The organism is Luteimonas sp. Soil_N_1 (assembly GCF_057656255.1).
This window is the reverse complement of sequence record NZ_JBDGKS010000001.1, coordinates 856872-882599: the sequence shown is the minus strand read 5'-3', so window position 1 is coordinate 882599 and position 25728 is coordinate 856872. Positions and strand designations below refer to the sequence as shown.

33 protein-coding genes are annotated in these 25728 nt (G+C 68.3%); 13 read left to right on the top strand and 20 right to left on the bottom strand.

What is annotated here, in order from left to right:
* Positions 1-10: 10 nt before the first annotated feature.
* The 6 genes from AC3A4E_RS04065 to AC3A4E_RS04040 all read right to left on the bottom strand — a co-directional run bounded on the left by AC3A4E_RS04065 (position 11) and on the right by AC3A4E_RS04040 (position 6854).
* Positions 11-1084, bottom strand: a complete 1074-nt coding sequence (locus tag AC3A4E_RS04065) for a 3-deoxy-7-phosphoheptulonate synthase (protein ID WP_487630284.1) — start codon at positions 1082-1084, stop codon at positions 11-13.
* A gap of 235 nt (positions 1085-1319) precedes the next feature.
* On the bottom strand, positions 1320-3506 hold the full coding sequence (locus tag AC3A4E_RS04060; protein WP_487630283.1) for a translocation/assembly module TamB domain-containing protein: 2187 nt from the start codon (positions 3504-3506) through the stop codon (positions 1320-1322).
* A gap of 210 nt (positions 3507-3716) precedes the next feature.
* Entirely contained in the window at positions 3717-3887 is a 171-nt protein-coding gene (locus AC3A4E_RS04055) for a hypothetical protein (protein WP_487630282.1), read from the bottom strand.
* A gap of 248 nt (positions 3888-4135) precedes the next feature.
* Positions 4136-5776 carry a chaperonin GroEL gene (gene groL / locus AC3A4E_RS04050; protein WP_487630281.1) on the bottom strand — a complete coding sequence of 547 codons (1641 nt, stop codon included), beginning with the start codon at positions 5774-5776 and terminating at the stop codon, positions 4136-4138.
* A 98-nt stretch (positions 5777-5874) separates the two neighbouring features.
* Entirely contained in the window at positions 5875-6165 is a 291-nt protein-coding gene (gene groES, locus AC3A4E_RS04045) for a co-chaperone GroES (RefSeq protein ID WP_487630280.1), read from the bottom strand.
* A 230-nt stretch (positions 6166-6395) separates the two neighbouring features.
* A complete protein-coding gene (locus AC3A4E_RS04040) occupies positions 6396-6854 on the bottom strand; it encodes an acyloxyacyl hydrolase (protein WP_487630279.1) in 459 nt (152 codons plus the stop codon).
* Between the two features lie 215 nt (positions 6855-7069).
* Here AC3A4E_RS04040 and cutA point away from each other — a divergent pair, with 215 nt between their 5' ends.
* From cutA to accC, 6 genes are all read left to right on the top strand, one after another.
* Positions 7070-7399 carry a divalent-cation tolerance protein CutA gene (cutA, locus tag AC3A4E_RS04035; RefSeq protein WP_487630278.1) on the top strand — a complete coding sequence of 110 codons (330 nt, stop codon included), beginning with the start codon at positions 7070-7072 and terminating at the stop codon, positions 7397-7399.
* Positions 7400-7556: 157 nt separating this feature from the next.
* Positions 7557-9896, top strand: coding sequence for a protein-disulfide reductase DsbD family protein (locus AC3A4E_RS04030; RefSeq protein ID WP_487632008.1), 2340 nt, complete (start codon positions 7557-7559; stop codon positions 9894-9896).
* Complete coding sequence (locus AC3A4E_RS04025; protein ID WP_487630277.1) at positions 9893-10492, top strand: TlpA disulfide reductase family protein; 600 nt, start codon at positions 9893-9895, stop codon at positions 10490-10492. The genes AC3A4E_RS04030 and AC3A4E_RS04025 overlap by 4 nt, the downstream gene beginning before the upstream one ends.
* A 103-nt stretch (positions 10493-10595) precedes the next feature.
* Positions 10596-11039 carry a type II 3-dehydroquinate dehydratase gene (gene aroQ, locus AC3A4E_RS04020; protein WP_232147873.1) on the top strand — a complete coding sequence of 148 codons (444 nt, stop codon included), beginning with the start codon at positions 10596-10598 and terminating at the stop codon, positions 11037-11039.
* A 69-nt stretch (positions 11040-11108) separates the two neighbouring features.
* On the top strand, positions 11109-11588 hold the full coding sequence (accB, locus tag AC3A4E_RS04015) for an acetyl-CoA carboxylase biotin carboxyl carrier protein (protein ID WP_487630276.1): 480 nt from the start codon (positions 11109-11111) through the stop codon (positions 11586-11588).
* 10 nt (positions 11589-11598) lie between these two features.
* The gene (gene accC, locus AC3A4E_RS04010) at positions 11599-12966 is read left to right on the top strand and encodes an acetyl-CoA carboxylase biotin carboxylase subunit (protein ID WP_487630275.1); all 1368 of its coding nucleotides are present in this window, start codon (positions 11599-11601) and stop codon (positions 12964-12966) included.
* A gap of 36 nt (positions 12967-13002) precedes the next feature.
* On the opposite strand, the gene AC3A4E_RS04005 is transcribed toward accC, so the two are convergent.
* Positions 13003-13524 (bottom strand): hypothetical protein, encoded by a 522-nt coding sequence (locus AC3A4E_RS04005; RefSeq protein ID WP_487630274.1) that lies wholly within the window; start codon positions 13522-13524, stop codon positions 13003-13005.
* Between the two features lie 144 nt (positions 13525-13668).
* Here AC3A4E_RS04005 and AC3A4E_RS04000 point away from each other — a divergent pair, with 144 nt between their 5' ends.
* Entirely contained in the window at positions 13669-13857 is a 189-nt protein-coding gene (locus AC3A4E_RS04000) for a hypothetical protein (RefSeq protein ID WP_487630273.1), read from the top strand.
* A 10-nt stretch (positions 13858-13867) separates the two neighbouring features.
* Here the strand turns inward: AC3A4E_RS04000 and AC3A4E_RS03995 are convergent, their stop codons facing one another.
* The 4 genes from AC3A4E_RS03995 to AC3A4E_RS03980 all read right to left on the bottom strand — a co-directional run bounded on the left by AC3A4E_RS03995 (position 13868) and on the right by AC3A4E_RS03980 (position 16243).
* On the bottom strand, positions 13868-14299 hold the full coding sequence (locus tag AC3A4E_RS03995; RefSeq protein WP_487630272.1) for a hypothetical protein: 432 nt from the start codon (positions 14297-14299) through the stop codon (positions 13868-13870).
* 111 nt (positions 14300-14410) lie between these two features.
* Complete coding sequence (locus AC3A4E_RS03990; protein WP_487630271.1) at positions 14411-14833, bottom strand: hypothetical protein; 423 nt, start codon at positions 14831-14833, stop codon at positions 14411-14413.
* Between the two features lie 183 nt (positions 14834-15016).
* Positions 15017-15754, bottom strand: a complete 738-nt coding sequence (locus AC3A4E_RS03985; RefSeq protein ID WP_487630270.1) for an HAD family hydrolase — start codon at positions 15752-15754, stop codon at positions 15017-15019.
* A 120-nt stretch (positions 15755-15874) separates the two neighbouring features.
* Positions 15875-16243 (bottom strand): EF-hand domain-containing protein, encoded by a 369-nt coding sequence (locus AC3A4E_RS03980; RefSeq protein WP_487630269.1) that lies wholly within the window; start codon positions 16241-16243, stop codon positions 15875-15877.
* Between the two features lie 373 nt (positions 16244-16616).
* On the opposite strand from AC3A4E_RS03980, the gene AC3A4E_RS03975 reads away from it, so the two are divergent.
* Positions 16617-17810: a PQQ-dependent sugar dehydrogenase gene (locus AC3A4E_RS03975; RefSeq protein WP_487630268.1), complete on the top strand. Its 1194-nt coding sequence runs from the start codon at positions 16617-16619 to the stop codon at positions 17808-17810.
* Positions 17811-17868: 58 nt separating this feature from the next.
* On the opposite strand, the gene AC3A4E_RS03970 is transcribed toward AC3A4E_RS03975, so the two are convergent.
* Positions 17869-18660 (bottom strand): lytic transglycosylase domain-containing protein, encoded by a 792-nt coding sequence (locus AC3A4E_RS03970; RefSeq protein ID WP_487630267.1) that lies wholly within the window; start codon positions 18658-18660, stop codon positions 17869-17871.
* Positions 18661-18733: 73 nt separating this feature from the next.
* On the opposite strand from AC3A4E_RS03970, the gene AC3A4E_RS03965 reads away from it, so the two are divergent.
* Both AC3A4E_RS03965 and AC3A4E_RS03960 read left to right on the top strand, forming a co-directional pair.
* Positions 18734-19285: an adenine phosphoribosyltransferase gene (locus AC3A4E_RS03965; protein WP_487630266.1), complete on the top strand. Its 552-nt coding sequence runs from the start codon at positions 18734-18736 to the stop codon at positions 19283-19285.
* A gap of 60 nt (positions 19286-19345) precedes the next feature.
* Complete coding sequence (locus AC3A4E_RS03960; RefSeq protein ID WP_487630265.1) at positions 19346-19825, top strand: cupin; 480 nt, start codon at positions 19346-19348, stop codon at positions 19823-19825.
* Positions 19826-19834: 9 nt separating this feature from the next.
* Here the strand turns inward: AC3A4E_RS03960 and AC3A4E_RS03955 are convergent, their stop codons facing one another.
* Both AC3A4E_RS03955 and AC3A4E_RS03950 read right to left on the bottom strand, forming a co-directional pair.
* On the bottom strand, positions 19835-20281 hold the full coding sequence (locus tag AC3A4E_RS03955) for a hypothetical protein (protein WP_487630264.1): 447 nt from the start codon (positions 20279-20281) through the stop codon (positions 19835-19837).
* 60 nt (positions 20282-20341) lie between these two features.
* Positions 20342-21055: an SOS response-associated peptidase gene (locus AC3A4E_RS03950; protein WP_487630263.1), complete on the bottom strand. Its 714-nt coding sequence runs from the start codon at positions 21053-21055 to the stop codon at positions 20342-20344.
* Between the two features lie 145 nt (positions 21056-21200).
* Between AC3A4E_RS03950 and AC3A4E_RS03945 the strand changes: the two genes are divergently transcribed.
* Complete coding sequence (locus AC3A4E_RS03945; RefSeq protein WP_487630262.1) at positions 21201-21401, top strand: hypothetical protein; 201 nt, start codon at positions 21201-21203, stop codon at positions 21399-21401.
* 148 nt (positions 21402-21549) lie between these two features.
* Here AC3A4E_RS03945 and AC3A4E_RS03940 read toward each other — a convergent pair whose 3' ends face one another.
* Positions 21550-21810: a hypothetical protein gene (locus AC3A4E_RS03940; protein WP_487630261.1), complete on the bottom strand. Its 261-nt coding sequence runs from the start codon at positions 21808-21810 to the stop codon at positions 21550-21552.
* A gap of 217 nt (positions 21811-22027) precedes the next feature.
* On the opposite strand from AC3A4E_RS03940, the gene AC3A4E_RS03935 reads away from it, so the two are divergent.
* Both AC3A4E_RS03935 and AC3A4E_RS03930 read left to right on the top strand, forming a co-directional pair.
* Complete coding sequence (locus AC3A4E_RS03935) at positions 22028-22534, top strand: DUF421 domain-containing protein (protein WP_487630260.1); 507 nt, start codon at positions 22028-22030, stop codon at positions 22532-22534.
* Between the two features lie 66 nt (positions 22535-22600).
* On the top strand, positions 22601-23200 hold the full coding sequence (locus tag AC3A4E_RS03930; RefSeq protein ID WP_487632007.1) for a DNA-3-methyladenine glycosylase: 600 nt from the start codon (positions 22601-22603) through the stop codon (positions 23198-23200).
* Here the strand turns inward: AC3A4E_RS03930 and AC3A4E_RS03925 are convergent.
* The 5 genes from AC3A4E_RS03925 to AC3A4E_RS03905 all read right to left on the bottom strand — a co-directional run bounded on the left by AC3A4E_RS03925 (position 23197) and on the right by AC3A4E_RS03905 (position 25726).
* A complete protein-coding gene (locus AC3A4E_RS03925) occupies positions 23197-23520 on the bottom strand; it encodes a thioredoxin family protein (RefSeq protein ID WP_487630259.1) in 324 nt (107 codons plus the stop codon). The genes AC3A4E_RS03930 and AC3A4E_RS03925 overlap by 4 nt on opposite strands.
* On the bottom strand, positions 23520-23918 hold the full coding sequence (locus tag AC3A4E_RS03920) for a host attachment family protein (RefSeq protein WP_487630258.1): 399 nt from the start codon (positions 23916-23918) through the stop codon (positions 23520-23522). The genes AC3A4E_RS03925 and AC3A4E_RS03920 overlap by 1 nt, the downstream gene beginning before the upstream one ends.
* A gap of 205 nt (positions 23919-24123) precedes the next feature.
* Positions 24124-24681, bottom strand: coding sequence for a hypothetical protein (locus AC3A4E_RS03915; protein ID WP_487630257.1), 558 nt, complete (start codon positions 24679-24681; stop codon positions 24124-24126).
* Between the two features lie 78 nt (positions 24682-24759).
* Complete coding sequence (locus tag AC3A4E_RS03910) at positions 24760-25413, bottom strand: NAD(P)H-binding protein (RefSeq protein ID WP_487630256.1); 654 nt, start codon at positions 25411-25413, stop codon at positions 24760-24762.
* The gene (locus AC3A4E_RS03905; RefSeq protein ID WP_487630255.1) at positions 25403-25726 is read right to left on the bottom strand and encodes a DUF6122 family protein; all 324 of its coding nucleotides are present in this window, start codon (positions 25724-25726) and stop codon (positions 25403-25405) included. Before AC3A4E_RS03905 ends, AC3A4E_RS03910 begins: the two co-directional genes overlap by 11 nt.
* Between the last annotated feature and the right edge of the window lie 2 nt (positions 25727-25728).

Here is a 25728-nt window from a genome sequence, read left to right as displayed (position 1 = left end):
TCATGCAGGCTCAGGCCGCCCGCGAATCCGCCCGCGCGCGACGCGTGCGCACCGCATCGGCAAGACGATCGAGCGTACGCACCGTCGTCTCCCAGTCGATGCAGCCGTCTGTGATGCTCTGCCCGTAGACCAGCGGCGTGCCCGGCACCAGCGCCTGCTTGCCGGCCACGAGATGGCTTTCGATCATCGCGCCGACGATGCGGCGCTCGCCGCTTTCCAGCTGACGCGCGATGTCGTCGATGACCTTCGGCTGGTTGTCGGGATTCTTGCTGCTGTTGGCGTGGCTGGCGTCGATCATCAATGCCGCGCGCAGACCCTGCGCCTGCAGCACGCCCGATGCAGCCTCGACGTGCGCCGCGTCGTAGTTGGGCGCCGCGCCGCCGCGCAGGATCACGTGGCAATCCGGATTGCCGGACGTTGAGGCGACCGCGCAGCGCCCGTCCTTGCCGACGGCGAGGAAATGATGCGGATGCGAGGCCGCGCCGACCGCGTCGACCGCGATGCGCACGTCGCCGCCGGTGCCGTTCTTGAAGCCGACCGGACACGACAACCCCGACGCCATCTCGCGATGCACCTGGCTCTCGGTCGTGCGCGCACCGATCGCGCCCCAGGCGACCAGATCGGCGATGTACTGCGGGCTGATGATGTCGAGGAATTCCACGCCGGCCGGCAGGCCCAGCGCATTGACCTCAATCAGCAGGCCGCGCGCGAGGCGCAGGCCCTTGTCGATGTGGAAGCTGCCGTCGAGATCGGGATCGTTGATCAAGCCCTTCCAGCCGATCGTCGTGCGCGGCTTCTCGAAGTACACGCGCATCACCAGCTCCAGTGCGTCGCCATGCGTATCGCGCAGCGCGCGCAGGCGATGCGCGTACTCCATCGCCGCGACCGGGTCGTGGATCGAGCACGGACCGACGACGACGATCATTCGGTCGTCCTCGCCGTGCAGGATCGCGTGGCAGGCCGCGCGGGCGTCGGCGACGGTCGTCGACATCGCGTCACTGCAGGGCAGTTCGGCGAGCAGCGTGGCGGGCGGGGTCAGCGGTTGCAGGTCGCGGATGCGGAGGTCGTCGGTGTGCGGGGGCATGGTCGATCTCGGAAACGGAAGGCTGGAAACGAAAAAAGCCGCCAGGGTCTCTGGCGGCTTCCGGGGAATACGTGCGACCTGGTGTCAGGGCGCGCGCGGACCGTCCGCCGCCTGTGGCGTCGGAAACGCATACCAATAGAGAAAGCTGGAGGGGCGCGAGGTCATGGCGCCATTGATAACACGGCGATCCGCGCGGTGCGACGGTTGCAGTCGCGACCATCGCGGCCCGCCGCCGTCACTCGGGCAGCAGCGGCGGCCGTGATTCGTACCAGTCGCGCGCACCGGCGATGTGCAGCTTGCGGTCGCCGCCCTGCAGCTCGACGCCCATGCCCAGCACGCCCCAGCGCGCGTACAGATCGCCGTTCGGCGTGCCGTCGGCGATGCGCAGCCGCGCCTGCATGTCGATGCGGTCGTTGCTGGCCTGCACGCGATCGAACACCAGCTCGTTGCCGCGCAGACGCAGATCGCCGGTCGCGTGCGCTTCGCCCGAATCGATCAGATTGCCGATCCAGCGCGGAAACACGCTGCGCTCGGCGAACAGTCCCAGCAGCACGCTGACGTCGCGCATGTCGACGCGGCCGCGGCCGCTGACTTCGAACGGCTCGCGCCAGTCCAGCGTGCCGTCTTCCAGCGCGAGCCGCGCCCACCAAGGCGCGTCGTCGCCGCCGGACCCGTCGAGCCGCACACCGTCGAGACGCAGCGCCATCGCATCGATCTTGTAGCGCCGCCCGACGCGCTGCATGCGCGACAGGCGGCTGTCGAGATCGACGTTGCCCGACAGCTGCGACGGTCCTAATGCGACGCGCACGTCCTGTCCGCGCACACGCATGCGCCCGCCGATCATCTCGCCGCCATTGTCGAGACGGATATCGCCGCTGGCATGGCCACTGCCGCCGACCAGACGTGCGCTGTCGCCGGGCAGATAGCGGTTGTAGGTGCGCAGGTCCGGCACCTGCGCATCGTCGAAGCGCAGCCGCGCATCGAGATGCTCGTGGAACTCGGCCAGCGTGCCGGTCGATGCGAGATCGAGGCGCAGATCGCGGCCGCGCAGGTCGATCCGGTCCGGCGCGGATTCCGGCGCAAGGGTGAAGCGGTCGAGGACGATGCCGATCGTCGTGCGCTGACCGGATTCGGCGTCATCGCGCATCCGCATGCGGGCGTGCGCATTGCCACTGAAACGGTTGTCGAGCACGCGCGCCGTCAGCGCGGCATTGTCGAGATCGATGCGGCTGCCGGGCTGCAGTTGCCCGTCGTGCAGGCGCACGTCGGCGTCGAGATCGGCGCGACCGTCGAAGGCCAGCCAGTCGACGTTGCGCAGGATCACGTCGATCCAGCGCAGCGGCACCGCCGGCCATTGCGTCTCGACCGTGCCGCCCAGCGCGCGCACGGGCCGCAACCAGTCGTCCGGGCCGATGCGGCGATCCGCCACACGCAGGTCGGCACGCAGCCACGGCGTGCCCGACGCCGGCGCCGGCACACGGGCGGCGACGAGAATCGCGTCGGACGCTGTGCGCAAGGCCACGCCCAGCGGATGCCGCAGTGGCGTCCCGTCGGCCGCGCTGGAATACACCGGCGCCGACCAGTCGAGCTGGCTGCCCGGCATCAGCACGCCGCGCTCCAGGGTCAGATCGGCGCGCAGGTGACCGACGAAACCGGCGGTGCCGATCGGCAGGGCATCGTCGTTGCGCGCGACCAGATCGATGCCCGGCGCCGGCCCGTCGACGCGCATGCGCGCATCGAGCAGCACCAGCTTCTCCTCGCCCTGCGCCTGCTCGCGGATGTGCGCGGGAATTTCGATATCGAGTTCGAGCGCGCCCTCGCGCAGCACGGTCACATCGCTGATCTGCAGCGTCGCGTCCGGCATCGTCAGCGTGGACGGACCGACTTCCATCGCGCCGCCCTGCAGAACCTTTTCGAACACGAACCGCGCCTCGCCGTTGCCGGTCACGCGGGCATCGTAGAAATCCAGCCGCAGCAGGCTCGGGGTGGTGATCGCATCGAAGCGCAGCGTCCATGGCGTCTTGCCCGGACGCTTGGTGGTCGGCATGTCCCGGGACGTGCGTGCGACGTGGACCGACACGTTCTGCGCGCGGATGGTGCCGAACGCGAGCTGGCGCCCCAGCAGCGGCAGGATCTTGATGCGTCCGTTGGCGCGCGGACTGGCGATCGTCCACAGGTTGGTCCGCGCATGGCCGCCCATGACGATGCCGCGTGCGTGGATATGCCCCGGATACAGGCTCATCGCCCAGTCCCAGCGCGCGTGGAAGCGGTCGGGCTTGCGGTTGATCACGTCGGCGCCCACCGACGTGTTGAGGAAGACGTTGGCCGCGAGGAGGTAGAGCAGATAGAGCACGCCCAGCGCGACACCCGCGCGCCGCAGCCCCGTGCGGTGCGCGCGCCACCACGGATCAGGGGAAGACATCGGCATCCGCGCAGCATGGCGGAATCACGGTGACGGCGGCCTGCACGTGACGCGGCGGCGGCCGCGTGCATGACAACAGATACGCGATCAACGCGCCTCCCGATACCGTCTCCGGCTGCGCACGTCCGATCATGCAGGCCACGTTCGGCGGCATGGCCGGCGAGGCGCCGATGCGCGTCGTTCGAACCGGGTGTCCCGGATGTGCCCGGCTCAGTCCCGTACGATCCGGGACACGCGCCAGCCGCCGTGGCTGCGGAAGCGTCCGCTGTTGCCGGTCAGCGCGTAACGCATGCCCGCCCACACCGCGACCGGCCACGCGCACTGCCATGACCGCGCCTTGTCGACTGCCTTGCGGAAGTCCCGCATGCGCGTGGTGCTCATCGAAGGCACGCCTTGGCGACCCGCTGCCCCATTCCTGGACACATTCCAACCCCTTGGGAAAGATTCCGGCTCCCCGCCGGAGCTTGGCGGTGCACCTCCCCGTGCGCCCGCCATGCCATCTCATGATAACCGTGACGCTTGTCACATATGAGCCCCCCCGGCACCGCGGCGCGCCGGCATGCGCGGCACAAAAAAACCCCGCCTCGCGGCGGGGTTCTTCGTGCAACGGTCAAGCGGATGGAGCTGGATCAGAAATCCATGCCGCCCATGCCGCCCATGCCGCCGCCGCCCGGCATCGCCGGCTCTTCCTTCTTCGGCAGCTCGGCGACCATCGCTTCGGTCGTGATCATCAGACCGGCGATCGAGGCCGCGTTCTGCAGGGCCGAACGGGTGACCTTGGTCGGGTCCAGGATGCCGAACGCGATCATGTCGCCGTATTCGCCGGTCGCGGCGTTGTAGCCGTAGTTGCCGGTGCCGTCCTTGACCGCGTTGAGCACGACGCTCGGCTCTTCACCGCAGTTGGTGACGATCTCGCGCAGCGGGGCTTCCATCGCGCGCAGGGCGATCTGGATGCCGTGGTTCTGGTCTTCGTTCGCGCCCTTGATCTGGCCGATGGCCTGCAGTGCACGCACCAGGGCCACGCCGCCGCCCGGGACCACGCCTTCTTCGACCGCTGCGCGCGTGGCGTGCAGGGCGTCTTCGACGCGGGCCTTCTTTTCCTTCATCTCGATCTCGGTCGACGCGCCGACCTTGATCACCGCAACGCCGCCGGCCAGCTTGGCCACGCGCTCCTGCAGCTTCTCGCGGTCGTAGTCGGACGAGGTCTCTTCGATCTGAGCCTTGATCTGCTTGATGCGCGACTCGATGCCACCGGTCTCGCCGGCGCCGTCGATGATCGTGGTGTTCTCCTTGGAGACCTGCACCTTCTTCGCACGGCCGAGATCGGCGATGGTCGCCTTCTCGAGCGACAGGCCGACTTCCTCGGAGATCACGGTGCCGCCCGTCAGGGTGGCCATGTCTTCGAGCATCGCCTTGCGACGGTCACCGAAGCCCGGCGCCTTGACGGCGACGACCTTGACGATGCCGCGGATGGTGTTGACGACCAGGGTCGCCAGCGCTTCGCCTTCGACTTCCTCGGCGACGATCAGCAGCGGCTTGCCGGCCTTGGCCACGCCCTCGAGGACGGGCAGCAGGTCACGGACGTTCGAGATCTTCTTGTCGTGCAGCAGGATGAACGGGTCATCGAGGTCCGCGGTCTGCGACTGCTGGTTGTTGACGAAGTACGGCGACAGGTAGCCGCGATCGAACTGCATGCCCTCGACGACGTCGAGTTCGTTCTCAAGACCCGAACCTTCTTCGACCGTGATCACGCCTTCCTTGCCGACCTTCTTCATCGCGTCGGCGATGATCGTGCCGATCGACTCGTCCGAGTTGGCCGAGATCGTGCCGACCTGGGCAATCGCCTTGTCGTCGGCCGTCGGCTTGGACAGGTTCTTCAGCTCGACGACGGCAGCCTTGACGGCCTGGTCGATGCCGCGCTTGAGGTCCATCGGGTTCATGCCGGCGGCGACCGCCTTCGAACCTTCGCGGATGAACGCCTGTGCCAGCACGGTCGCGGTGGTGGTGCCGTCACCGGCGTTGTCGGAAGTCTTGGACGCGACTTCCTTCACCATCTGCGCGCCCATGTTCTCGAACTTGTCGGCCAGCTCGATTTCCTTCGCGACGGACACGCCGTCCTTGGTGATCGTCGGCGCGCCGAAGCTCTTCTCGAGCACGACGTTGCGGCCCTTCGGGCCCAGGGTTGCCTTGACGGCATTGGCGAGAATGTTGACACCACGCACCATCTTGGAACGTGCGTCTTCGCCGAAGCGGATTTCCTTCGCAGCCATTGCGGTATTACCTCAGAAATGAAAGGGGGATTGGATGGCGGGCAATGCCCGCCGGGGTCGATCACGGAGTCGCGCGGACGCAGGGCGTCCGCCGCGGATCAGCCGACGATCGCGAGGACGTCGTCTTCCTTGATGATCTTGTATTCGATGCCGTCGGCCTTGTAGGCGCTGCCCGAGTACTGGCCGTAGATCACGATGTCGCCAGCCTTGACCTTCGGCGCGCGCACGCTGCCGTTGTCCAGGGCCTTGCCCTCGCCGACGGCGACGACTTCACCCTTGGTGGGCTTTTCCTTGGCGTTGTCCGGGATCAGGATGCCGCCGGCGCTCTTTTCTTCTGCCTCGACGGGCTTGACCACAACACGGTCGTACAGCGGCTTCAGGTTGCTCATGTCACCCTCTTTAAGTGATTGATTGGAAAGAAATCGTGCGCAGATTCTAGCACTCGCCCATGGCGACTGCCAGAAACGCTGGCGCACGCACCCGGCAGAACCGGGACCGGACGGGAGATGGGTACCGCAACGGGGATTACAAGGGCAGGCGGACGTTTCGACGGATCGGATGCCGTCTTGCAGGACGGCACGCCACGTCTACCGGCGTCCGGACGGGCGCCGCGCTGTCTTCAGCGGAAGCGCCAGGTCGCGAGCAGCATGGTCTCGCCGTCGTTGGGCTGCTTGATGCTGGCGTTGGAGATATGCCGGGCCAGCAGCGAGAACCGGTCCCAGCGCCAGCCGACCGTGCTCACGAACTGCGGATTGCCCGACAGCGCACTGGTACGACCGGCCTGCACACCGACGCCGAAGCCGGCGACGAATCCGTTGTCGCGTTCGTAACGGGCGCCGCCATGGAACACGCCCGCATCTTCGGACAGATCGAAACGGGTGTTGTCGCGGCCGCGGACATAGACCGCTCCGACGTCCCAGCGCAGCACACCATGCTCGGTGCGGCGCCACTCGGGCAGCCAGGCCACGCTGGCCACCAGGGTGGTCTCGTTCTCACGGGTGGCGGAGGCGCCGATGCCGACCTCGACGGGTGCGGACTGGGCAGCAACAGGAATGGCGGTACACGACAGCACGGCCATGGCGACAGCGGTAGGGATCAGGCGCATCGAACTCGTCGGGAGCCGCGGAGGGCTCGGCATATTGGAAGGGGATCGATTAATCATACCGACCAGTTCAGTAATGCGCGCGACATTTTTCTCCCACTGACGGGATGCAGCGTCCGTCCCGCGCCGCACCAGCGTGGCGACGCGCCCGTGCAGGCCTCGTGCAGGTCGGCCCGCAGTATCGTGCGTCGATGGACACCCTCGCCTGCTTCAGTACCTGCCCCGACGCCCCGACCGCCGAGCGCATCGCCCGCGCGCTTGTCGAGGCCCGGCTCGCCGCCTGCGTGAACCTGCTGTCCGGCGTGCGCTCGGTCTATCGCTGGGAGGGCGACGTGGTGGTGGACGACGAAGTCCTGCTGATGATCAAGACCACATCCGTACACCTGCCGGCATTGCGCGAGCGACTGGTCGCGCTGCATCCCCATGACGTGCCGGAGCTGATCGCCCTCCCGGTTGCCGGGGGACTGCCGGCCTACCTGCAGTGGATCGAAGAGGCGACCGCCCCTGCACCGCGCAGCTGACCCGTCCGCGCTGAACCTGCGTTCGGCATCGACGACGACGGCCTGCGATACTTGCGCGATGCGTCCGCCCGACTCCGAATCCATGGCCAGCCGCGAACACCGGCGTTCTTCTCCAGCAGACAGGACGGGCCGCGTCATCGGCTGGCTGACGGCCTGCATGCTGTTCCTCGCCTGCCTGCCGGCATGGGCACAAGGCATCGGTTTCGACGACGTGCTGCCGGTCGACGAAGCGCTCGCGGTCTCGGCCGAGGCCGTGGGCCCGGACCGGATCGAGATCCGCTGGGCGATCGCCGACGGCTATTACCTGTATCGCCATCGCATGGGCGCGCGGGTCGAGAGCGGCTTCAAGACCAATCCGCTGCAATTGCCGGCCGGCCGCAAGCACACCGACGAATTCTTTGGCGAAGTCGAGACCTACCGAGGACGGGTCACCGGCGTGCTGACCGGCGCGCCGGCCGACGGCGTCGACACGCTGCAGGTCGAAGTGAAATACCAGGGCTGCGCGGATGCGGGCATCTGCTATCCGCCGCAGACGCGCATGCTGCAGGTCGCGCTGCCTCGCGGCGCTGCGGGTGCGGCGCGCGCGCCAGCCGCGAACGATTCGGGCTTTGCCGCATTCGGCCAGGCGCTCGGCGGCAACGGCGCCGGCCGCGCGCCGACGCTCACCGGTGCGAACGATGCGCTGCCGCCCGAGCGCGCGTTCGCATTCGAGGCCATCGCGGGCGACGGCGACACGATCCTGCTGCGCTTCACCCCGGCCAAGGGCTACTACCTCTATCGCGACCGCAACCGGTTCGAGGTCCGCGGCGCCGAGGGCATCCGCGCCGGCGCACCGCGCTGGCCGGCCGGACAGGCGCATCACGATGCGCACTTCGGCGACGTCACCGTCTATTTCGACCAGGTCGACGTACCGCTGCCGCTGGTGCGCACGACGGCCGAGGCCGCGCAGGTCGAGGTCGTCGCGACCTTCCAGGGCTGCCAGGACGAGGGCATCTGCTATCCGCCGATGACCCGCTCCGTGCGCGTCGCCTTGCCGGCGGGCCGCGTGCAGACGGTGGCCGAAGCCGCGGCTGAGTTGGCGGGTGCTGCATCCACTGGCGACGCTGCCACGACTGACACGGCCGTCGATGCGAACGATGTCGCCACGTCTGAAATCCCGTCGCCTGTTGCGAGCGGCGGCAACGACGCGCTGAGCGCGCCGACTCCCGATATCGACACCCCCGACGCCAGCGCCGACAACGCATCGCGCACGCGACCGCCTGGCGCCGACTCGATCGGCCTGTTCGCCGCGCTCGGCCTGGCGTTGCTCGGCGGCGTGCTGTTGAACCTGATGCCCTGCGTGCTGCCGATCCTGTCGCTGAAGGTGCTGGGCATTGCGAAGAGTGGCGGCAGTCGCGCGGCCGCACGCTCGCATGCGCTCTGGTACACGGCCGGCGTGCTGGTCGCATTCGCGCTGGTCGGTCTGCTCGCGATCGCTCTGCGCGCCGCCGGCCAGGCAATGGGCTGGGGCTTCCAGTTGCAGCAACCGTGGTTCGTCGCGGCGCTCGCCTATCTGATGTTCGCGGTGGGCCTGAGCCTGTCGGGCGTCTTCAGCCTCGGCGGGCGTATCGGCAACGTCGGACACGCGCTCGCGGGACGCAGCGGCCCGGTCGGCGACTTCTTCACCGGCGTATTGGCCTGTGTAGTCGCCAGCCCCTGCATCGCGCCCTTCATGGGCGGCGCGCTGGCCTATGCGTTCACCGCATCGACGCCGATGGCGCTGGCGGTATTCCTGATGCTGGGCCTGGGACTCGCCCTGCCGTTCCTGCTGATCGGTCTGGTGCCGGCGCTGGCCGACCGCCTGCCGAAGCCCGGCGCATGGATGGAAACGCTCAAGCAAGTGCTGGCATTCCCGATGTATCTGACCGCGCTGTGGCTGGCGTGGGTGCTCGGCAAGCAGCGCGGCGTCGATGCGATGGCGCTGCTGGTCGCCGGCATGACCGTGCTCGCGCTGGCGCTGTGGTGGTTCGAACGTCGCCGCTGGACCGGCCACGTCCTGCATCGCGGACTCGCGCTGGCGCTCGCACTGGTGGCCTTGCTGCCGGTGATCGCGGTCGGCCGGCTCACGACGCCGGCGACTGCGAACACCGCGGCCAGCGAGAGCGGCACGCACGTCGCCTACTCTGCCGAACGCCTGGCCGCCTTGCGCGCCGCCGGCACGCCGGTGTTCGTCAACATGACCGCCGACTGGTGCGTGACCTGCAAGGCCAACGAGCGCCGGGTACTGTCGGGCGCCACGTTCAAGACCGCGATGGCCGATGCCGGTGCCACCTACATGGTCGGCGACTGGACCAATGTGGATCCGGAAATCGGCGCCTTCCTCGAGGCGCATGGCGCAGTCGGCGTGCCGCTGTATGTGGTGTATCCGGCCGGCGGCGGTGACGGCGTCGTGCTGCCTGCGTTGCTCAGCGACGCGATCATCGTCGACGCGCTCGGGCGCACGGGTTCGGCGCAGTGAAGGTCGGCCCGCTGACGGTCGTCGCGATCGCGGTCGTTGCCGGCGGTCTCGGTGTGCTCGCCAGCCTGTTCGTCGGCGGCCCCGGCCCGCTGCTCGGATCCGAAGCCGGACAACGTCTGTATGCCGACACGCTCAGCGCCACTGCGCCTGCGCCGCCCGAAGGCGTGACCGTCGCGCGCCGCGGCGATGTCATCGCACCGTTCGAGGTCGCCGGTCTGGACGGACCGACGCTGCAGATGCCGAACGCTTATGCGGGCCGTCCGGTGCTGGTGAACCTCTGGGCCAGCTGGTGCGGGCCCTGCATCGAGGAAATGCCCGAACTGGACCGCTTCGCCCGCGAACAGGGTGACACCGGCGTGCAGGTATTGGGCATTGCGCTCGACGACGCCGAAGCCGTTCGGGCATTCCTCGAGCGGATTCCGGTGAACTACGCCATCGCCCTGGATGCGCCCGGCCCGGCCGACGCCGGCGTGCGCCTGGGCAATCCGCGCGGCGTACTGCCCTATACCGTGCTGCTGTCGCCGGACGGGCGGTTGCTCAAGCAACGGATCGGCCCCTTCGCCCACGGCGAGATCGACGGCTGGGTCGCACCCTGACCTCGGAAATTCAAACGGACGTTTAAAATCGTCAAACGTCTGCGAACTGGACACCATCGGGGACATCCCGCAGACTTCGCGCACCCGCCGCACCCCGTCCCCGATGGCCTCGATCCTCGTCCTGCACGGTCCCAACCTCAACCTGCTCGGCACCCGCGAGCCGGAGGTCTACGGGCACGCGACGCTGGCCGACATCGACGCTTCGCTGCAGACGACCGCGCAGGCCGCCGGCCACATGCTGGAGAGCCTGCAGTCGAACGCCGAGCACGTGCTGGTCGACCGGGTGCAGGCCGCCCGGGCCGACGGCACCGCGCTGATCCTGCTCAACCCGGCCGCGTTCACCCATACCTCCGTGGCCCTGCGCGACGCGCTGGCCGCGGTCGCCCTGCCGTTCTACGAGATCCACCTGTCGAACCCGCACCGCCGCGAGCCGTTCCGCCACACCAGTTACTTCAGCGACCTCGCCATCGGCGTGGTCTGCGGCTTCGGCGCCGACAGCTACCGCTACGCGCTCGACGCCGCGATCGCCCGGCTGCGCGCCGGCTGACATCCGACCCGAATCCATCCCGTTCCGTATTCGCGCGTCTGCGCGACCCACGCAAAGAGAGAGGCCCGCATGGACCTGAGAAAGATCAAGAAGCTCATCGACCTGCTCGAAGAGTCCAACCTGACCGAGATCGAGATCAAGGAAGGCGAAGAGTCCGTGCGCCTGTCGCGCAATGCGGCCGCCGCGCCGATGATGTACGCCCCCGCGCCGGCCGCGGCCGCCCCGCGCGCCGCCGAGCCGGTGATGCCGATGAGCTCGCCGGTCGACGCCGCCACCGGCGGCACGCCGAAGGCCGCCGGCGACGATCTGCCCGCCGGCGTGGTGACCAAGTCGCCGATGGTCGGCACTTACTACGCCTCGCCCGCACCGGACAAGCCGTCGTTCGTCTCGGTCGGCCAGCAGGTCAAGGTCGGCGACACGCTGGGCATCATCGAAGCGATGAAGATGTTCAACCCGATCGAGGCCGAGACCTCGGGCACGGTCGTCGCGATCCTGTGCGAGAGCGGCCAGCCGGTCGAATTCGACCAGCCGCTGTTCGTGATCGGCTGAGGCCGCCACGATGCTGGAAAAAGTCGTCATCGCCAATCGGGGTGAGATCGCGCTGCGCATCCTGCGCGCGTGTCACACCCTGGGCATCCGTACGGTCGCGGTGCATTCCACCGTCGACCGCAACCTCAAGCACGTGGCGATGGCTGACGAGTCGGTCTGCATCGGCCCGCCGCCATCCGCGCAGAGCTACCTCGACATGCCGGCGATCATCGCCGCGGCCGAGGTCACCGATGCCCAGGCGATCCATCCCGGCTACGGCTTCCTCAGCGAGAACGCCGACTTCGCCGAACGCGTCGAGCAGTCGGGCTTCATCTTCATCGGGCCGAAGGCCGAGACCATCCGCCTGATGGGCGACAAGGTCGAGGCGATCCGCGCGATGAAGGAAGCCGGCGTGCCCTGCGTACCCGGTTCCGGCGGCCCGCTGGGCGACGACGCGGCGACCAACGTCAAGATCGCCCGCGAGATCGGCTACCCGGTCATCGTCAAGGCGGCCGGTGGTGGCGGCGGACGCGGCATGCGCGTAGTCCACACCGAAGCCGCACTGGTCAACGCGATCGCGACGACCAAGCAGGAAGCCAAGGCCGCGTTCTCGAACGACATGGTCTACATGGAGAAGTTCCTCGAGAACCCGCGCCATGTGGAGATCCAGGTGCTGGCCGACGGCCAGGGCGGTGCGATCCATCTGGGCGAGCGCGACTGCTCGATGCAGCGTCGCCACCAGAAGGTCGTCGAGGAAGCACCGGCGCCGGGCATCACGCCCGAAGCGCGCGCGCAGATCGGCAAGGTCTGCGTGGATGCCTGCATCCGCATCGGCTACCGCGGCGCGGGCACGTTCGAGTTCCTCTACGAGGACGGCCGCTTCTACTTCATCGAAATGAACACCCGCATCCAGGTCGAACATCCGGTGACCGAGCTGGTGACGGGCATCGATCTGGTGCGCGAGCAGCTGATGATCGCGTCGGGCCACAAGCTGTCGATCCGACAGGAAGACGTGGTGCTGACCGGCCATGCGATCGAGTGCCGTATCAACGCCGAGGATCCGGACACCTTTCTGCCCTCGCCCGGCACGATCCGCCACTTCCACGCACCGGGCGGACCGGGTGTGCGCGTCGACACGCACGTCTACGAAGGCTATGCGGTGCCGCCGAACTACGACTCGATGATCGGCAAGCTGATCGTGCACGGCGCCGACCGCGAGCAGGCGATCTGCCGCATGCGCGTGGCGCTGTCGGAAATGGTCGTCGACGGCATCAAGACCAACATCCCGCTGCAGCAGCGGATCATGCGCGACCAGGGCTTCCATGCCGGTGGACAGAACATCCACTACCTGGAAAAGCGCCTCGCCGAACGCAAGAACAAGACGCTGGCGATCGGCTGAGTCCGGTTCCGGGCGTCGCGTTCGCGGCGCCCGGGCTCAACCTTCGCGGTCGGGCAACGCGCGGCGCAATGCCGCGTCCAGACGGATCGGCCGCGCCCAGCGGTCGTAACTCGACACCAGCCCACGCCGCACGCGCGAGAACGCCTCCGTGCCCGGGCCCGCGTCCAGCCGCGCCAGCACATCGCGCCAGCCGCCGGCGGGGTCGCGCCGCCATTCCCCGACCACCTCGCGGCAGGTCCGGCCCAGCACGTATGCCGTGGCGCAGGCCAGATAGACATCGCCCGGTCGCGCGCCGGCGTCCAGCAGTTCGGTGACGAACACCCGCGGCGCGCCCTGGTAACGCACCAGTTCGTCGACGAACGCACCGCGATACCGCCCGGCATAGGTGTTGGTGTCGGCCAGCCACGTATCGAGCCAGTCGTCGCCGCTTGCAGCGGACCAGACCGCGACCGCCGGTGCCTGCGCGGGCTCGTCAGACGCACCGGACGTGTCCTGCGCCATCGCGGGCAGGGCGATACCGGCCAGCAGCAGGGCGATCGCGGCGGAACGGAATGACATGGCGACAGGCTCCTCGACTGGCCGCGCGGCCCGGCGCCACGCGTTGTCCGGCACAGGTGTCACGACATGCGTCCCCGACCGCGACGCACCCGCGACACGCGGCGAACGACCATACCCCACGCCCGCAATCCAAGGACAGCCGCCATGGCCACTTCCCGCCCGCAGAACCGCACGCCCCGCCTCTGGCGCTGGGGCATCGGCATCATCGTGGTGATCGGACTGCTGGCCGCGTGGTGGCTTGCGCTGGACCGGTTCGCGGCGCGGATCGGGCTGGATGCCGAAAGCACGCTCCGCGCGCTGCCACAGAGCGAACAGGCCGGCCGCAGCGAATGAACGGCGCCGCTCAGCGCGCGGCGATCACCAGCGTGTCGGGACGTCCACCCTGCTGCCACCAGTCGCCGGCAGCGGTCACCCGCAACGCGATCGCACCCTTGCGCATCGACAGATCGCTGCTACCAACCTGTCCGTCGGCGACATAGGCGCCGAGCACGTCGCGCGGGTCTTCGACGTTGCTGAAACTGGCCGCACCCGCATCGATGCGCAACGACTGCGGGCCACCAGCCTTGACGCTCACGCGCACGGGCAAGGTCTGTCCGTCAGCGCAGCGCAGTTCGCCCTGGCCACGCGCGGCCTGGTGCAGGGACGACCAGTTGCCCGCGGTGAACACCAGTTCGCAGGTCATCGTCTCCGCCGCAGCGGCCGGCATCGACCCCAATGCCAGAACGGCAACGGCGGCGAGGCGCAACCAGCGGGCATCCAGGGGGCGTGCGTGCATGTGGGCGCGGCGGTGACAGGACATTGCGGAACGCTATCAGAAAGGCGCCGCAGTCGGATGACTGCGGCGCAATGGAAGCGACCCGATGAGAGGGCGATGCCGCGAGGCGGCTCAGCGCCAGCGACGGTCGCGCGACCTGTCCTGGCGGGGGTCGTAGTACTGCACGGTGCAGCGGCCGCGACGGTCACAGGTCTCGCGGCGCACCTGCTGCTGGTTGCGCCAGCCGTGCGCCGGCGCGTGGCGCGGCGGACCGTTGCGGTGGTTCCGGGCGTTGTAGCGCTGGTCGTGGCGCGGCGCGTTGCGGTAGTACACCGGACGTCCGCGATTGTCGTAGGACACCCGCAGCTGGTTATTGTAGTCGCCGCGGTAGTACGGCTGGTTGCCACGCAGCACCACATCGGCCACGTCGACGATGACCTGCACCAGGTCGTCGTTGGACTGGGCATGCGCCGGAGCGGGCGCGATCGCAGCGGCAGACAGACCGACTGCAAGCAGGCCGGGCGCAAGCCATCGGGTCAGAGGATTGGTGGTCATGGCGTCTCTCCAGTGGGCCGCCACCGCAGCGGCCATGGCACCAACATGGCGCGCCGGGAATGAACACGCGTGCAATTTCGCGGCTTGCGCGACCGCGATCGCAGCCACGTAAAGAGACGGTTCAAACTGTAAACGTTTACCGACAATGGAAGCGTTTACGCCGCGATCGGGCGGCGATTCGAATCAACCGTTGCGCGATACCGCTGCGCGCGCGGCGAGCATCGCGACCGCATCCGGCAATGCACCCGGCTCGGCAACGACGCACATCCGGTCATCGAGTCCGGCGTCGATCACCGCCTCCGTTTCGTGCGCCCATGTCGTGCGATACGGCATGTGCACGCCCCAGCCGCCCAGCGTGAGCACCGGTGCGATATCCGAGCGCAGCGAGTTGCCGATCATCAGGAACTGTCCTGCGTCGATGTCGAATTCGGCCAGCAGACGCGCGTAGGTCGGCGGATCTTTCTCGCTGACGATCTCGATACGCCGGAACAGGTCCGACAGTCCCGAGTCGCGCACCTTGGCTTCCTGATGGAACAGGTCGCCCTTGGTGATCAGGACCACGTCGAAATCGGCGGCGACCGCTTCCACCGCCGCGCGGATGCCGGGCAGCAGTTCCACCGGATGCCGCAACAGCCCCTTGGCCATCTCGACGATGCGATGCAGGTCGAGCGCCGCGATGCGGCCGCCGGTGATCTGCGTCGCCGACTCGATCATCGACAGCGTCATGCCTTTCACGCCGTAACCGAACACGGCGATGTTGGCGGTTTCGACCGCATACAGCGCATCGAGCACCCGCACGTCCGCGAGGTCGACGTAACGGCCGACGATGCGTTCGAACTCGGCCTGCGCGTCGTCGAAATAATCCTGGCTGCGCCAGAGGGTGTCGTCGGCATCGAAGCCGATCATGCGGATCTGCGTCATGCACGGATTATGCGCTGCGGTCCGCGTGCAGTGACCAAAAAGGCCCACAAAAAAGGGCGGCCCGAAGGCCGCCCTCATGAGGTGATCCAATCACGCGATCACATCACGCCTCTACCGGGATCACTCGTCAGCAGCGCCGACACCTGCAGCCTGGCGGTTCACGAAGTCGCGATACTCTTCCGGCGTGATGAAGCCATCGCCGTCGGCATCGACTTCACTGAAGACCTGCGAGAGACCCTCGAGGCCTGCCGCCTCGGCCTGACTCAGCTTGCCGTCACCATCGGTGTCCAGATCCGCCCAGGTCACCTGACCCTGCTGGGCCTGCGGCGCTTCTGCCGTGGCGTCCTGCGCATAGTCCTGCGTGGTGGTCGGCGGCGGGGAGGTCGCATCCTGGGTGGAAGAGGTCGGATCCTGCGCGAATGCCATCGGCATGGCCATGGCAACACCCAGGGCGATGGTCGCGATCAGCGGATTGCGTGCGTTCTTCATGAGCTTCTACTCCAGTTACTAGACTTGGGTTCTGTTGCGCGGGGTGGTGAGTCGTCCTCGTCGTGGATACCGCACGACTCCACCTTGCAATCGAACGGATGAATGCCGCACCGGTGCGAAGCGACTGCGCTTACGAACGCTTAACCACACGCGCCTTGGGTGCGCCTAGCCGGATATCCACGCCACGTGAGGCAGCGACATCGAAACGCGCCACGTCGCCGTTGCGCATGCGTGTCGTCGCTGGCCGCATGCACTGCGCGATCGATGCGCGCGACTGAATCGAACACAACGTTTACGAAACCGCGGCTCGCGAGGGCTGCACAGGACGTTATGCGACACTCGGGTTTTCCCTGATTGCGCCCCGGAGCCACGCATGAATCACACGCGCCCTCTCGTTCTCACCACACTCGCCGCCTCGCTGTTCTGGCTGTCGGGCTGCAGCGGCAACGCAGCCAACGGCAGCGAGACGCAGACTGCGACGCCGCAGGCACAGACCGACGCGGCCAACGCCGCGCCTGCGGAAGATGCGATCGAAGGCCTGCCGTTCGCGAGCACCGAAATCGCGAGCTTCAACGAGCCGTGGGCGCTGGCCTTCCTGCCGGATGGCAGCCTGCTGGTCACCGAAAAGTCTGGCGTGCTCAAGCACGTCACCCTGCCCGGCGGCGAAGCACGCGAGATTTCCGGCGTGCCCGACGTCGGCTACGGCGGCCAGGGTGGCTTCGGCGACGTGATGCCGCATCCGCAGTTCGCCGACAACGGCCTGGTGTACTTCAGCTATGCCGAAGACGGTGACGGCGGCCGCGGCGCAGCGGTGGCACGTGCACGACTGGATGCCGACGCGGGCGCGCTGCAGGACGTCGAAGTGATCTGGCGCCAAGTGCCGAAGGTCAGCGGCAATGGGCACTACGCGCACCGCATCGCATTCGGTCCGGAAGGCAAGCTGTGGATCTCGTCGGGTGACCGGCAGAAGTTCGACCCGGCCCAGGACATGACGTCGAACATGGGCAAGATGCTGCGGCTCAACGACGACGGCAGCGTGCCTGCGGACAACCCGTTTGCCGACCAGGGTGAAGTCGCCTCGCAGGTCTGGGCACTGGGTCTGCGCAATCCGCTGGGCATCGCGTTCGATGACGCTGGCAAGCTGTGGGAGATCGAGATGGGCCCCGCCGGTGGCGACGAGTTCAACCTGATCGAGCGCGGCGGCAACTACGGCTATCCGATCGTCTCCAACGGCAACCACTACGACGGCCGTCCGATTCCCGACCACGACACGCGTCCGGAATTCATCAAGCCGCTGATCAGCTGGACACCGGTCATCTCGCCGTCGAGCCTGATGGTCTATTCGGGCACGCTGTTCCCGGAGTGGACCGGCAATGCGTTCGCGGGCGGACTTTCGGGCCAGACGCTGGTGCGCATCGAACTCGACGGCACCAGCGCGCGTGAAGCCGAGCGCTTTGCGATGGGCGCGCGCATCCGCGGCGTGACCCAGGGACCGGACGGCGCCCTGTGGGTGATCGAGGACGGCAAGGACGGCCGCCTGATCCGCCTGGCGCCGCGCGAGGGTTGATCCTCGACGCGTCGCATCGAAGGCCGCGGGCAACCGCGGCCTTCGTCGTTCCGGGCTTTCAGATTTCCGGTCGTTCGATCGGATTGCCCAGCGCCGCGCGGTAGCGCACGTACAGCGCCTGCACCTTGTCGATGTAGGCGCGCGTTTCCGCATACGGCGGCACGCCGTCGAACCGCGCGACCGTGCCGATGCCGGCGTTGTAGGCCGCGAGCGCGAGTGTGCGGTCGCCGTTGTAGCGTCGCAGCAGACCACGCAGATGCTGCGCGCCGGCACGGATCGATTCGGCCGGTGCGTCCGGATCCACGACGCCGTAATCGGAAATGACATCCGGCATCAGCTGCATCACCCCGCGCGCGCCTTTGGGCGAGACCGCGGTGGCGTCGAAGCCGCTTTCCGCATGGGCGATCGCGCGCAGCCAGGCTTCGTCGAGTCCATAGGTCTTCGCGTTCGCCGCGAACAGCGCCGAGTGCGGCTTGAGCTGCGGCGCGCCGACATTGCCCAGGCCTTCGTGTGCGGGTTCGCCCGGCGGCGTCTGCGCGGTGAAGCGCAGGTACTCGCGCGACCCCGGCAGCCGGCGCGTGCCGTAGACCATCACGCCGTCCTGCTCGCGTTCGTACAGCACGCCGCTGAAGACGCCCATCGAGCCCCACAGATTCGGCGTCTGCACCGCGTCGTCTGCGATCTCGCGCGCCTCGCATGTCGAGCCCGGCTCGGGCGCGGTCGACAGGCTCACGGTGCCGCCCTTGACGCAGCGCCACACGGTACGCGCCTCGACCGGCGCGGCGGCCACGAGTGCGGCGGCGAGCACAATGGCCGACCACCGGTGCGACATGGGCTGGAGCTGGGGCATGACGGCACCGGAAGCGGGTCGCGGCTGTATACGCCGCGTGGCGTGCACATTGTGTCGGAACGCGTGTGCGGCCATGATCGTCGCCCGCCGAACGAGCCCTCCCCCGATGCCGCACTGGTCGTCGCTGATCCGGGAAATCCCGGACTTCCCCAAACCCGGCATCGTGTTCAAGGACATCACGCCGGTCCTCGCCGATGCACGCGGATTCGCCGATGCGATCGATGCGATGGCCGCGCCATGGCGCGACGCGGTGCCCGACGCCTTCATCGGTATCGAATCGCGCGGCTTCATCTTTGCGGCCGCGCTCGTGCATGCGCTGGGCGCGGGCTTCGTGCCGGTGCGCAAGCCGGGCAAGCTGCCGGCGCGTACGCTGGCGCACGACTACGCACTCGAATACGGCAGCGACCGGCTGGAAATGCATGCCGATGCCTTGCCGCCCGGCGCGCGCGTGGTGCTGGTCGACGACGTGCTCGCCACCGGCGGCACGCTGCGTGCCGCGTTGTCACTGGCGCGGCAGCAGGGTGCGACCGTCGTCGGTGCGGCTGTACTCGTCGAATTGCCCGAGCTCGACGGCCGCGCACGCTGGGACAGCGACGCGCCGCTGCACGTCGCGCTGCAGGGCTGACTTCCCGACGCGCTGACGTGTCCGCAGGCAGGCTGTCGGCAGATCTGTCCGGAGCCTGCGATGCGCATCGAACGTCTGATCCTCGGCCGCAACGACCGGGTGCCGAACAATCCATCGATCGCGGTGCGCGTGTATCGCGGCCTGCGCTCAGCCAAGGATCATGTGCCGGATGCGCCGGCTTTCGAGCGCATGTTCGCCGCGCACGGCTGGCCGCCGGACTGGCGCGGTGGCGTCTACGACTATCACCACTACCATTCGACGGCGCACGAAGTGCTGGGCGTGTACGCCGGTCATGCGCGACTGGAAATCGGTGGACCCGGCGGCAGTGTCGTCACGCTCGAAGCAGGCGACGCGCTGCTGCTACCGGTCGGCACCGGCCATCGCTGTATCGATGCCGACGATGCGTTCCGTGTGGTCGGCGCCTATCCCGACGGACAGGACTGGGATCTGCAGCGCGACGCGCCGGATGCGGCGACACGCGCGCGCATCCATGCGCTGCCGGCGCCGCCGCACGATCCCGTCGACGGCGCGCCGTTCTAGCGCCTTGCGTCAGGGCGTCGCAGGCGGCGGCGGTGCACCGCGCCGGGCCTGCTCCAGCAGCGCCGCGAAACGCGCCTGCCGCAGCTGGTCGCCGAGCGTCGTGCACTGCGGCCCGACCGGGCGCGACGCGAGCTGCGTGCGCATGGTGCCGGCCACCTGGTCGAACTGCGCGTCGATGGCTTGCACCGTGGCCCCGAATTCGGGCGAATCGGGCTTGCTGCCCTTCGCTGCGATGTAGTCGGGATTGTTCATGCGGAACTGGGTCAGACCGGTATCCAGCGCCTGCGCGCCAGCCGGATCTGTGCCGCAGAACTCGCGGAACACCTCGATCTGACGATCGAAGATATGCGCACCGATGTACGCGGCCTGCGCGTCGGTGGGCGGGGTCTGGGCAGAGCTGATGGTGCTGACGGCGGCGAGGGACAACGCCAGGCAAACAGTACGCAGGATCGGCATGACGGACTCCGGAACGGATGGGGGACGCGCGGACGATAGCGCTGCGATGTGAGATTTCCGTCAGTCGGCGTCGGCGTCGTCGGAATCGAACCCGTCGTCGGGTGCGTCCGGCGTGTCCGGCGGAGCGGGTTCGAGCAGGGTGTAGTCGTCGACATCGCGACTGCGGATCCGTCGTGATACGGCATAGGCCTCCAGCACCGGCTGCGGTGTGGCGGCCATCCGGGCGGGGTCGGGCGCCGGGCCGGACAGCCAGGCCGGGACCTCCGATGCCGGCAGGAACAGCGGGCCGTCGGGCGACAACGGCCGCGGAATCGCGGCATTGGGCATCGTCAGCAACGCAAAGGATGCCAACGGCGGCGGCTCGCGTTCCCACAGGTCCCACAGGCCTGCGGCGAACAGCAGCTCGCCGCTGCGCGACTGGATGAAATGCGGGACCGGCCGTGCGCCGCTGCGGTCCCATTTGTAATAGCCGTTCATCGGCACCACGCACCGACGCGATGCCCAGGGCCGCGCGTAGATGCGGCTCTTCGGTGCACGGTCCAGACGTGCGGTGATGGTGCTGTACGCAGTCTCCGGCAGCTTCGACCAGCGCGGCACCAGTCCCCAGCGCAGTGTGTCGACGATGACATTGCCGTCGTGCACCAACAGTGCGAGCGCGTCGGCGCCGGATGCGATGTTGTAGCGCGGCGGCGCGTCCGACAGCGCGGCCGCACAGTCGGTCGACACGCTGTCCGGTACGGCATCGGCGGCGATCGCCTGCACGAACCTACGCATCGGAAGGCCTTGGGACGGAAGCGTGGCGCGCGCGTTGCGACATGCCGTCAGCCTGCGATGACACGCGTGAAGCATGTGCGGAATTCACGCGTGCATGGCGTCGTTGCGATCACGGTGGTCGCATCACCGCACCGAGAGACGCGCCATGCAGATGCCGAATCCTTCGCGACCGCCGACACCGCAGGACGACGTGCCGGGCAGCATTCCGCACCCGATGCACGACCCGATGCCGGACCAGCCCGTCGATCCGCCACTGCCCACGCCCGGCGATCCGGAGCGGGATCCGCAGCCGATGCAGGACCCGCCCGCGCCGAACCAGCCGCAGGATCCGCCACAGCAGTACTGACGCACGGCAACGGCCGACGCATCAAGCGTCGGCGCGGTGTGCGCGACGGGCGTATCGGGCCGCACAGCTGACGGTCACGCCATGCCGCATCGAGAACAATCGTGCGGATTGCAGGATCCCCGCGCACAGCGCGGGCGCGTGTCGCGCGCTAGAGCGCGACCGTTGAAATCGCCGATCCGGTAGCGGGCTTCGGCAGCGCAGGCGCATAGGTGCGCTCGCGTTCGTAACCGCCGTCTGCGCCGAAGACACGCACGGTGGCGCCGCGCGCAATGATCAGCGGATTGGCAGACAGCATGTCGAACGCGGACGAATGGGTGGCGTGGTGCGAAGGTGCGGCGTCGCCAGCAGCGGCGAGTTCCCAGTCGAAGGTGGCGGCGTTGTGCCGCAAGGTGAAACTGAAGGGAGGCATTGCAGGATGTCCATCGACGGTGAGGAGGCCGCCGGGCACAACGCCATCCTCACACGTCCGGCATGACGACATCGTGTGTGGCGATCCGCGCCGTACCTTCCGACACGCGCGGAAGCCGGGTTTTCCGCTGCGGGATGCGCCTGACGGTCGCATTCACCGGCGCGCCACATCGCCCGCGCGATAAGCCGCACACCGGTCGTGCCGGTGGAGAGAGACCATGCACAGTGCGTTCGACAGTCTGTTCTCGCTCAGCATGCCGTGGTGGGAGTTCGTACTGCGTGCGGTCGTCGTCTATGCCGTCGTGCTGGTGCTCATGCGCCTAACCGGCAAACGCACCGTCGGCCAGCTCACCCCGTTCGATCTGCTCGTCGTCGTGCTGCTCGGCAACGCGGTGCAGAACTCCCTGATCGGCGAGGACAGTTCGCTGCTCGGCGGTCTGATCCTCGCGGCCACGCTGTTGGCTCTCAACTCGCTGGTCGGCCGCCTGTCGGCGCACAGCCGTCGCTTCGACCGGTTCATCGAAGGTGCGCCGGTGATCCTGGCGCGTCGCGGCGAAGTGTTCCGCGCGCAGCTCGCGCGCCAGGCGATCAGCGAGCAGGACTTCGCGATCGCACGTCGCGCAGCCGGTTACGCGACGCTGGGGGAGATCGAGCTGGCCGTGCTCGAGACCTCGGGCGAGATCACCTTCATCCCGCGCAAGGACGGCGCGCACGACCCGGCGTGAGTCGACGCGCGATCCGCGTTCGCACGCGAACCACGCCGATGCCTGCACGCTGCACACATGCGTCCCCTGCCCCGTCGCTTCTACGCCCGCAATGCGCATGTCGTCGCACCCGCACTGCTCAACAAGGTGCTGGTCACCGCCGATGGACGCCGCGCACGCATCGTCGAAGTCGAAGCCTACTGCGGCGGCGACGATCCGGCGGCGCATTCGTTCCGTGGACCGACGCCGCGCAATGCGGTGATGTTCGGCGCGCCGGGGCATCTGTATGTGTATTTCATCTACGGCATGCACTGGGCGATCAATGCCGTCTGCGGGCAGCACTCGGGACATGGCGTGCTGATCCGCGCGGCGGAGCCGATGGCGGGCGTGGGGGCGATGTCCGCGGTGCGACGCACCACGACGCCGACCCTGCTCGCCTCGGGCCCGGGGCGTCTTGCGCAGGCATTGGGCGTGACGGGGGAGGATGGGGGGCTCGACATCACGAGGCGTGCATCACGCATCTGGATCGGCGACGACGGCACCCCGGCGCCGCAGACACCGCTCATCACGACCCGTATCGGCATCCGTCGTGCAGTCGATGCGCCGTGGCGCTTCTGTGTGCCGGGCAATCCCCATGTGTCGCGTCATCGCGGACCACCGAAGGCCCGGCGCCGCGTCGCGGACTAGCCCAGCGCGCGCAGTGCCGCGGCAACTGCCGCTGCATCCGTCGGACGCACGACACGCGCGAGCTCCACGCCGTCGCGCATCACGATCAGGGTGGGCCACAGCTTCACCGCGAAGCTGCGTCCAAGCGGACGGCGCTTGCCGTCTTCGATCTTGAGGTGCTCGATGGCACCGTGACCGGCGAGCGCAGATGCGATCGCCGGTTGTGCGGCCTGGCAATGTCCGCACCAGTCCGTGCCGAATTCGATCACCAGCGGCCCACGCATCGCGTCGACCACGTCGCGTGACGGCGCCTCTGCGTGGTAGCCGCTGGTGGCCGTCATCAGGACAGCGAGCGCTGGATGTCGTCGAGCGGCGCGTTGGTCAGATCCTTGGCGAGATCGCCGACCAGACGCTGCTGGGTTTCCTTGTGCAGCAGCGGACGCACGCGGCCCAGCGTCTTCGCATCGGCGATCAGCACCAGATGCGCGTATTTGTTCTTCAGGGCGCCGTCGTTGAGGCCCTTGGCCAGCTGCTTGGCGAACGTCGCCTCGTCGAGCTGCGAGGCGCTGGATTCCGACGGCATCGAACCGGACGGGCCTTCGTCATCGAGGTTCATGCCTTCCAGCAGTGCTTCCTGCTTCAGGGCCAGGTTGCGCTCATCACCGGTGTTGCTGAACACGCGGGCCGAGCCGCCATCCGCCACTACGATCAGGGCACCCTTCGGAATCTTCATCGTCATCATCGCCTCCACTTTTCGTTTGGTCTGCGCCGCGATACGGCTGCAGCCAGCGTAGGCAGACAAATGTGAGCGGCGCGGCACGGGGGCGTTCAAAGCTGCGGATGCATTCAGACGCGACCGGCCTGCGACGCGGCAGGTGTGCACGGAGGCCGACGCGGAACGCAGTCGGCCGACGTCCCCACATCACGATCCCGCGCCGGGCGGCTCAACGCCAGGGCTGGCGACCCTCGGTCCAGGATTCGTTGCGCGGCATGCCACCCATGCCCCAGGGCGAGTGGATGTCGCGGTAGCGGGGCCCGAAGGTGTCGAAATACCCGCCGGCGCCGCCGTAATAGCCGCCGTAGGGACCGCCGAAGTAACCCGGACCGTCCGACTGCGACACCCGCATGTTGAGATGCATGGTGTTGACGTTGCCCGAGTTGCTCACCGTCTCCCTGCAGAGATTGATGTCGGCCGCATTCCAGTGGCTGGTGCCACCGCGCGACGCATAGCCGATCCCGGTGCTGACACTGCCCGTCACCGTGCGCTCGCTGCCGTCGGGTCCGGTCGGACAGCCGCCGCGCCGGACGAGGCGCGGATCGCGGGCCTCGCGATACCCGGCCGTGTCGGTGCGTGGACCGGTGTACTCGCCATCACCGAATGCAGCAGGACCCGTGAACATCGGCGTCGACGGCAGGCTCAGATCCACCTGGCCGTCTTCCGCCGCGTACGCAGCCACCGGCGCGACCAGCAGGGAGATCCACAGCAGTGACGGGATGCGCATCGGCGTGACCTTCATTCGTGGGCGGGCGTGGCGCCCTGCACGACACGCTAGCAAACCGCGCTTGAATCGGCGCTGGCTTCAGGTCCCGGCCAGCGTGTCCGCATCCACGACATGGCGTCCCGGCACTGCAGCCAGCGCATGGGTCACCAGCGCATCGGCGATGTGCGTCGCCGGACTGATGCGCCAGCGACGCGGCAACAACGGCGCCAGCGCGCCCAGCACCAGACCGGCAAAATGCTCGCCCCCGCGTCGCGCCTCGCGCGCGCCGCCGATCAATCCCGGACGCACGAGTGTCAGCGATGGCCACGCCTGCGCGGCGAGGGCGTCTTCCAGCTCGCCCTTGACGCGGTTGTAGAAGAAGCGGGATCCAGCGTCCGCGCCCGCTGCGGATGTCAGCGCAAAGGCAGTCGCCCCCTGCTGGCGTGCGCACCGGGCAACCGCCAGCGGATAGTCGAAGTCGACGCGCCGGAATGCAGCGCGCGAACCGGCCTGTCGCATGGTCGTCCCGAGGGTGCAGATGACCGCATCGCATCGCCACCACACGGCGTCGACGGGCAGTGCATCGAAATCGACCTCGATCACCTGCAGGCGTGGATGCGCGCGTGCGAGCGGCCGGCGTGCCGGCGCGATGACGCGTGACACGCCGGGATCGTCGAGCAGGCGGTCGAGCACCTGCCCGCCGACCAGCCCGCTGGCACCCACCAGCAGGACCGTCGCCCCCTCAGCCCGCATGGTGCATCCACACGCAATCGATGGCGTCCAGCGCGATGTGCACCAGCAGGCCGATGCCGAACAGACGGGTGCGACGCGGCACCGTCAGTGCGGCGTAGACGGCGACGGCCGGCGCGGTGTGCAGCGGATGGAAGCCGATGCTGCAACGCCCCGGTTCGTAGATCGGATCGGCCAGCAGATGATCGACGTCGATCACCCAGCCCAGCATCAGCAGCGCCCAGGCGCGCGCGAAACGCTCGCGCCAGAACAGCCAGGCCAGCAGCGCCGGCACGGCGGCATGCAACAGCAGATGGAAGATCGCGCGGAAGCCCATGG

What these genes read in the sequence shown, in the direction of transcription:
- AC3A4E_RS04065 (WP_487630284.1), bottom strand. Translation starts at nt 1,084, where the DNA reads ATGCCCCCGCACACCGACGACCTCCGCATCCGCGACCTGCAACCGCTG.
- AC3A4E_RS04060 (WP_487630283.1), bottom strand. Translation starts at nt 3,506, where the DNA reads ATGTCTTCCCCTGATCCGTGGTGGCGCGCGCACCGCACGGGGCTGCGG.
- AC3A4E_RS04055 (WP_487630282.1), bottom strand. Translation starts at nt 3,887, where the DNA reads ATGAGCACCACGCGCATGCGGGACTTCCGCAAGGCAGTCGACAAGGCG.
- groL (WP_487630281.1), bottom strand. Translation starts at nt 5,776, where the DNA reads ATGGCTGCGAAGGAAATCCGCTTCGGCGAAGACGCACGTTCCAAGATG.
- groES (WP_487630280.1), bottom strand. Translation starts at nt 6,165, where the DNA reads ATGAGCAACCTGAAGCCGCTGTACGACCGTGTTGTGGTCAAGCCCGTC.
- AC3A4E_RS04040 (WP_487630279.1), bottom strand. Translation starts at nt 6,854, where the DNA reads ATGGCCGTGCTGTCGTGTACCGCCATTCCTGTTGCTGCCCAGTCCGCA.
- cutA (WP_487630278.1), top strand. Translation starts at nt 7,070, where the DNA reads ATGGACACCCTCGCCTGCTTCAGTACCTGCCCCGACGCCCCGACCGCC.
- AC3A4E_RS04030 (WP_487632008.1), top strand. Translation starts at nt 7,557, where the DNA reads ATGCTGTTCCTCGCCTGCCTGCCGGCATGGGCACAAGGCATCGGTTTC.
- aroQ (WP_232147873.1), top strand. Translation starts at nt 10,596, where the DNA reads ATGGCCTCGATCCTCGTCCTGCACGGTCCCAACCTCAACCTGCTCGGC.
- accB (WP_487630276.1), top strand. Translation starts at nt 11,109, where the DNA reads ATGGACCTGAGAAAGATCAAGAAGCTCATCGACCTGCTCGAAGAGTCC.
- accC (WP_487630275.1), top strand. Translation starts at nt 11,599, where the DNA reads ATGCTGGAAAAAGTCGTCATCGCCAATCGGGGTGAGATCGCGCTGCGC.
- AC3A4E_RS04005 (WP_487630274.1), bottom strand. Translation starts at nt 13,524, where the DNA reads ATGTCATTCCGTTCCGCCGCGATCGCCCTGCTGCTGGCCGGTATCGCC.
- AC3A4E_RS04000 (WP_487630273.1), top strand. Translation starts at nt 13,669, where the DNA reads ATGGCCACTTCCCGCCCGCAGAACCGCACGCCCCGCCTCTGGCGCTGG.
- AC3A4E_RS03995 (WP_487630272.1), bottom strand. Translation starts at nt 14,299, where the DNA reads ATGCACGCACGCCCCCTGGATGCCCGCTGGTTGCGCCTCGCCGCCGTT.
- AC3A4E_RS03990 (WP_487630271.1), bottom strand. Translation starts at nt 14,833, where the DNA reads ATGACCACCAATCCTCTGACCCGATGGCTTGCGCCCGGCCTGCTTGCA.
- AC3A4E_RS03985 (WP_487630270.1), bottom strand. Translation starts at nt 15,754, where the DNA reads ATGACGCAGATCCGCATGATCGGCTTCGATGCCGACGACACCCTCTGG.
- AC3A4E_RS03980 (WP_487630269.1), bottom strand. Translation starts at nt 16,243, where the DNA reads ATGAAGAACGCACGCAATCCGCTGATCGCGACCATCGCCCTGGGTGTT.
- AC3A4E_RS03975 (WP_487630268.1), top strand. Translation starts at nt 16,617, where the DNA reads ATGAATCACACGCGCCCTCTCGTTCTCACCACACTCGCCGCCTCGCTG.
- AC3A4E_RS03970 (WP_487630267.1), bottom strand. Translation starts at nt 18,660, where the DNA reads ATGCCCCAGCTCCAGCCCATGTCGCACCGGTGGTCGGCCATTGTGCTC.
- AC3A4E_RS03965 (WP_487630266.1), top strand. Translation starts at nt 18,734, where the DNA reads ATGATCGTCGCCCGCCGAACGAGCCCTCCCCCGATGCCGCACTGGTCG.
- AC3A4E_RS03960 (WP_487630265.1), top strand. Translation starts at nt 19,346, where the DNA reads ATGCGCATCGAACGTCTGATCCTCGGCCGCAACGACCGGGTGCCGAAC.
- AC3A4E_RS03955 (WP_487630264.1), bottom strand. Translation starts at nt 20,281, where the DNA reads ATGCCGATCCTGCGTACTGTTTGCCTGGCGTTGTCCCTCGCCGCCGTC.
- AC3A4E_RS03950 (WP_487630263.1), bottom strand. Translation starts at nt 21,055, where the DNA reads ATGCGTAGGTTCGTGCAGGCGATCGCCGCCGATGCCGTACCGGACAGC.
- AC3A4E_RS03945 (WP_487630262.1), top strand. Translation starts at nt 21,201, where the DNA reads ATGCAGATGCCGAATCCTTCGCGACCGCCGACACCGCAGGACGACGTG.
- AC3A4E_RS03940 (WP_487630261.1), bottom strand. Translation starts at nt 21,810, where the DNA reads ATGCCTCCCTTCAGTTTCACCTTGCGGCACAACGCCGCCACCTTCGAC.
- AC3A4E_RS03935 (WP_487630260.1), top strand. Translation starts at nt 22,028, where the DNA reads ATGCACAGTGCGTTCGACAGTCTGTTCTCGCTCAGCATGCCGTGGTGG.
- AC3A4E_RS03925 (WP_487630259.1), bottom strand. Translation starts at nt 23,520, where the DNA reads ATGACGGCCACCAGCGGCTACCACGCAGAGGCGCCGTCACGCGACGTG.
- AC3A4E_RS03920 (WP_487630258.1), bottom strand. Translation starts at nt 23,918, where the DNA reads ATGACGATGAAGATTCCGAAGGGTGCCCTGATCGTAGTGGCGGATGGC.
- AC3A4E_RS03915 (WP_487630257.1), bottom strand. Translation starts at nt 24,681, where the DNA reads ATGCGCATCCCGTCACTGCTGTGGATCTCCCTGCTGGTCGCGCCGGTG.
- AC3A4E_RS03910 (WP_487630256.1), bottom strand. Translation starts at nt 25,413, where the DNA reads ATGCGGGCTGAGGGGGCGACGGTCCTGCTGGTGGGTGCCAGCGGGCTG.
- AC3A4E_RS03905 (WP_487630255.1), bottom strand. Translation starts at nt 25,726, where the DNA reads ATGGGCTTCCGCGCGATCTTCCATCTGCTGTTGCATGCCGCCGTGCCG.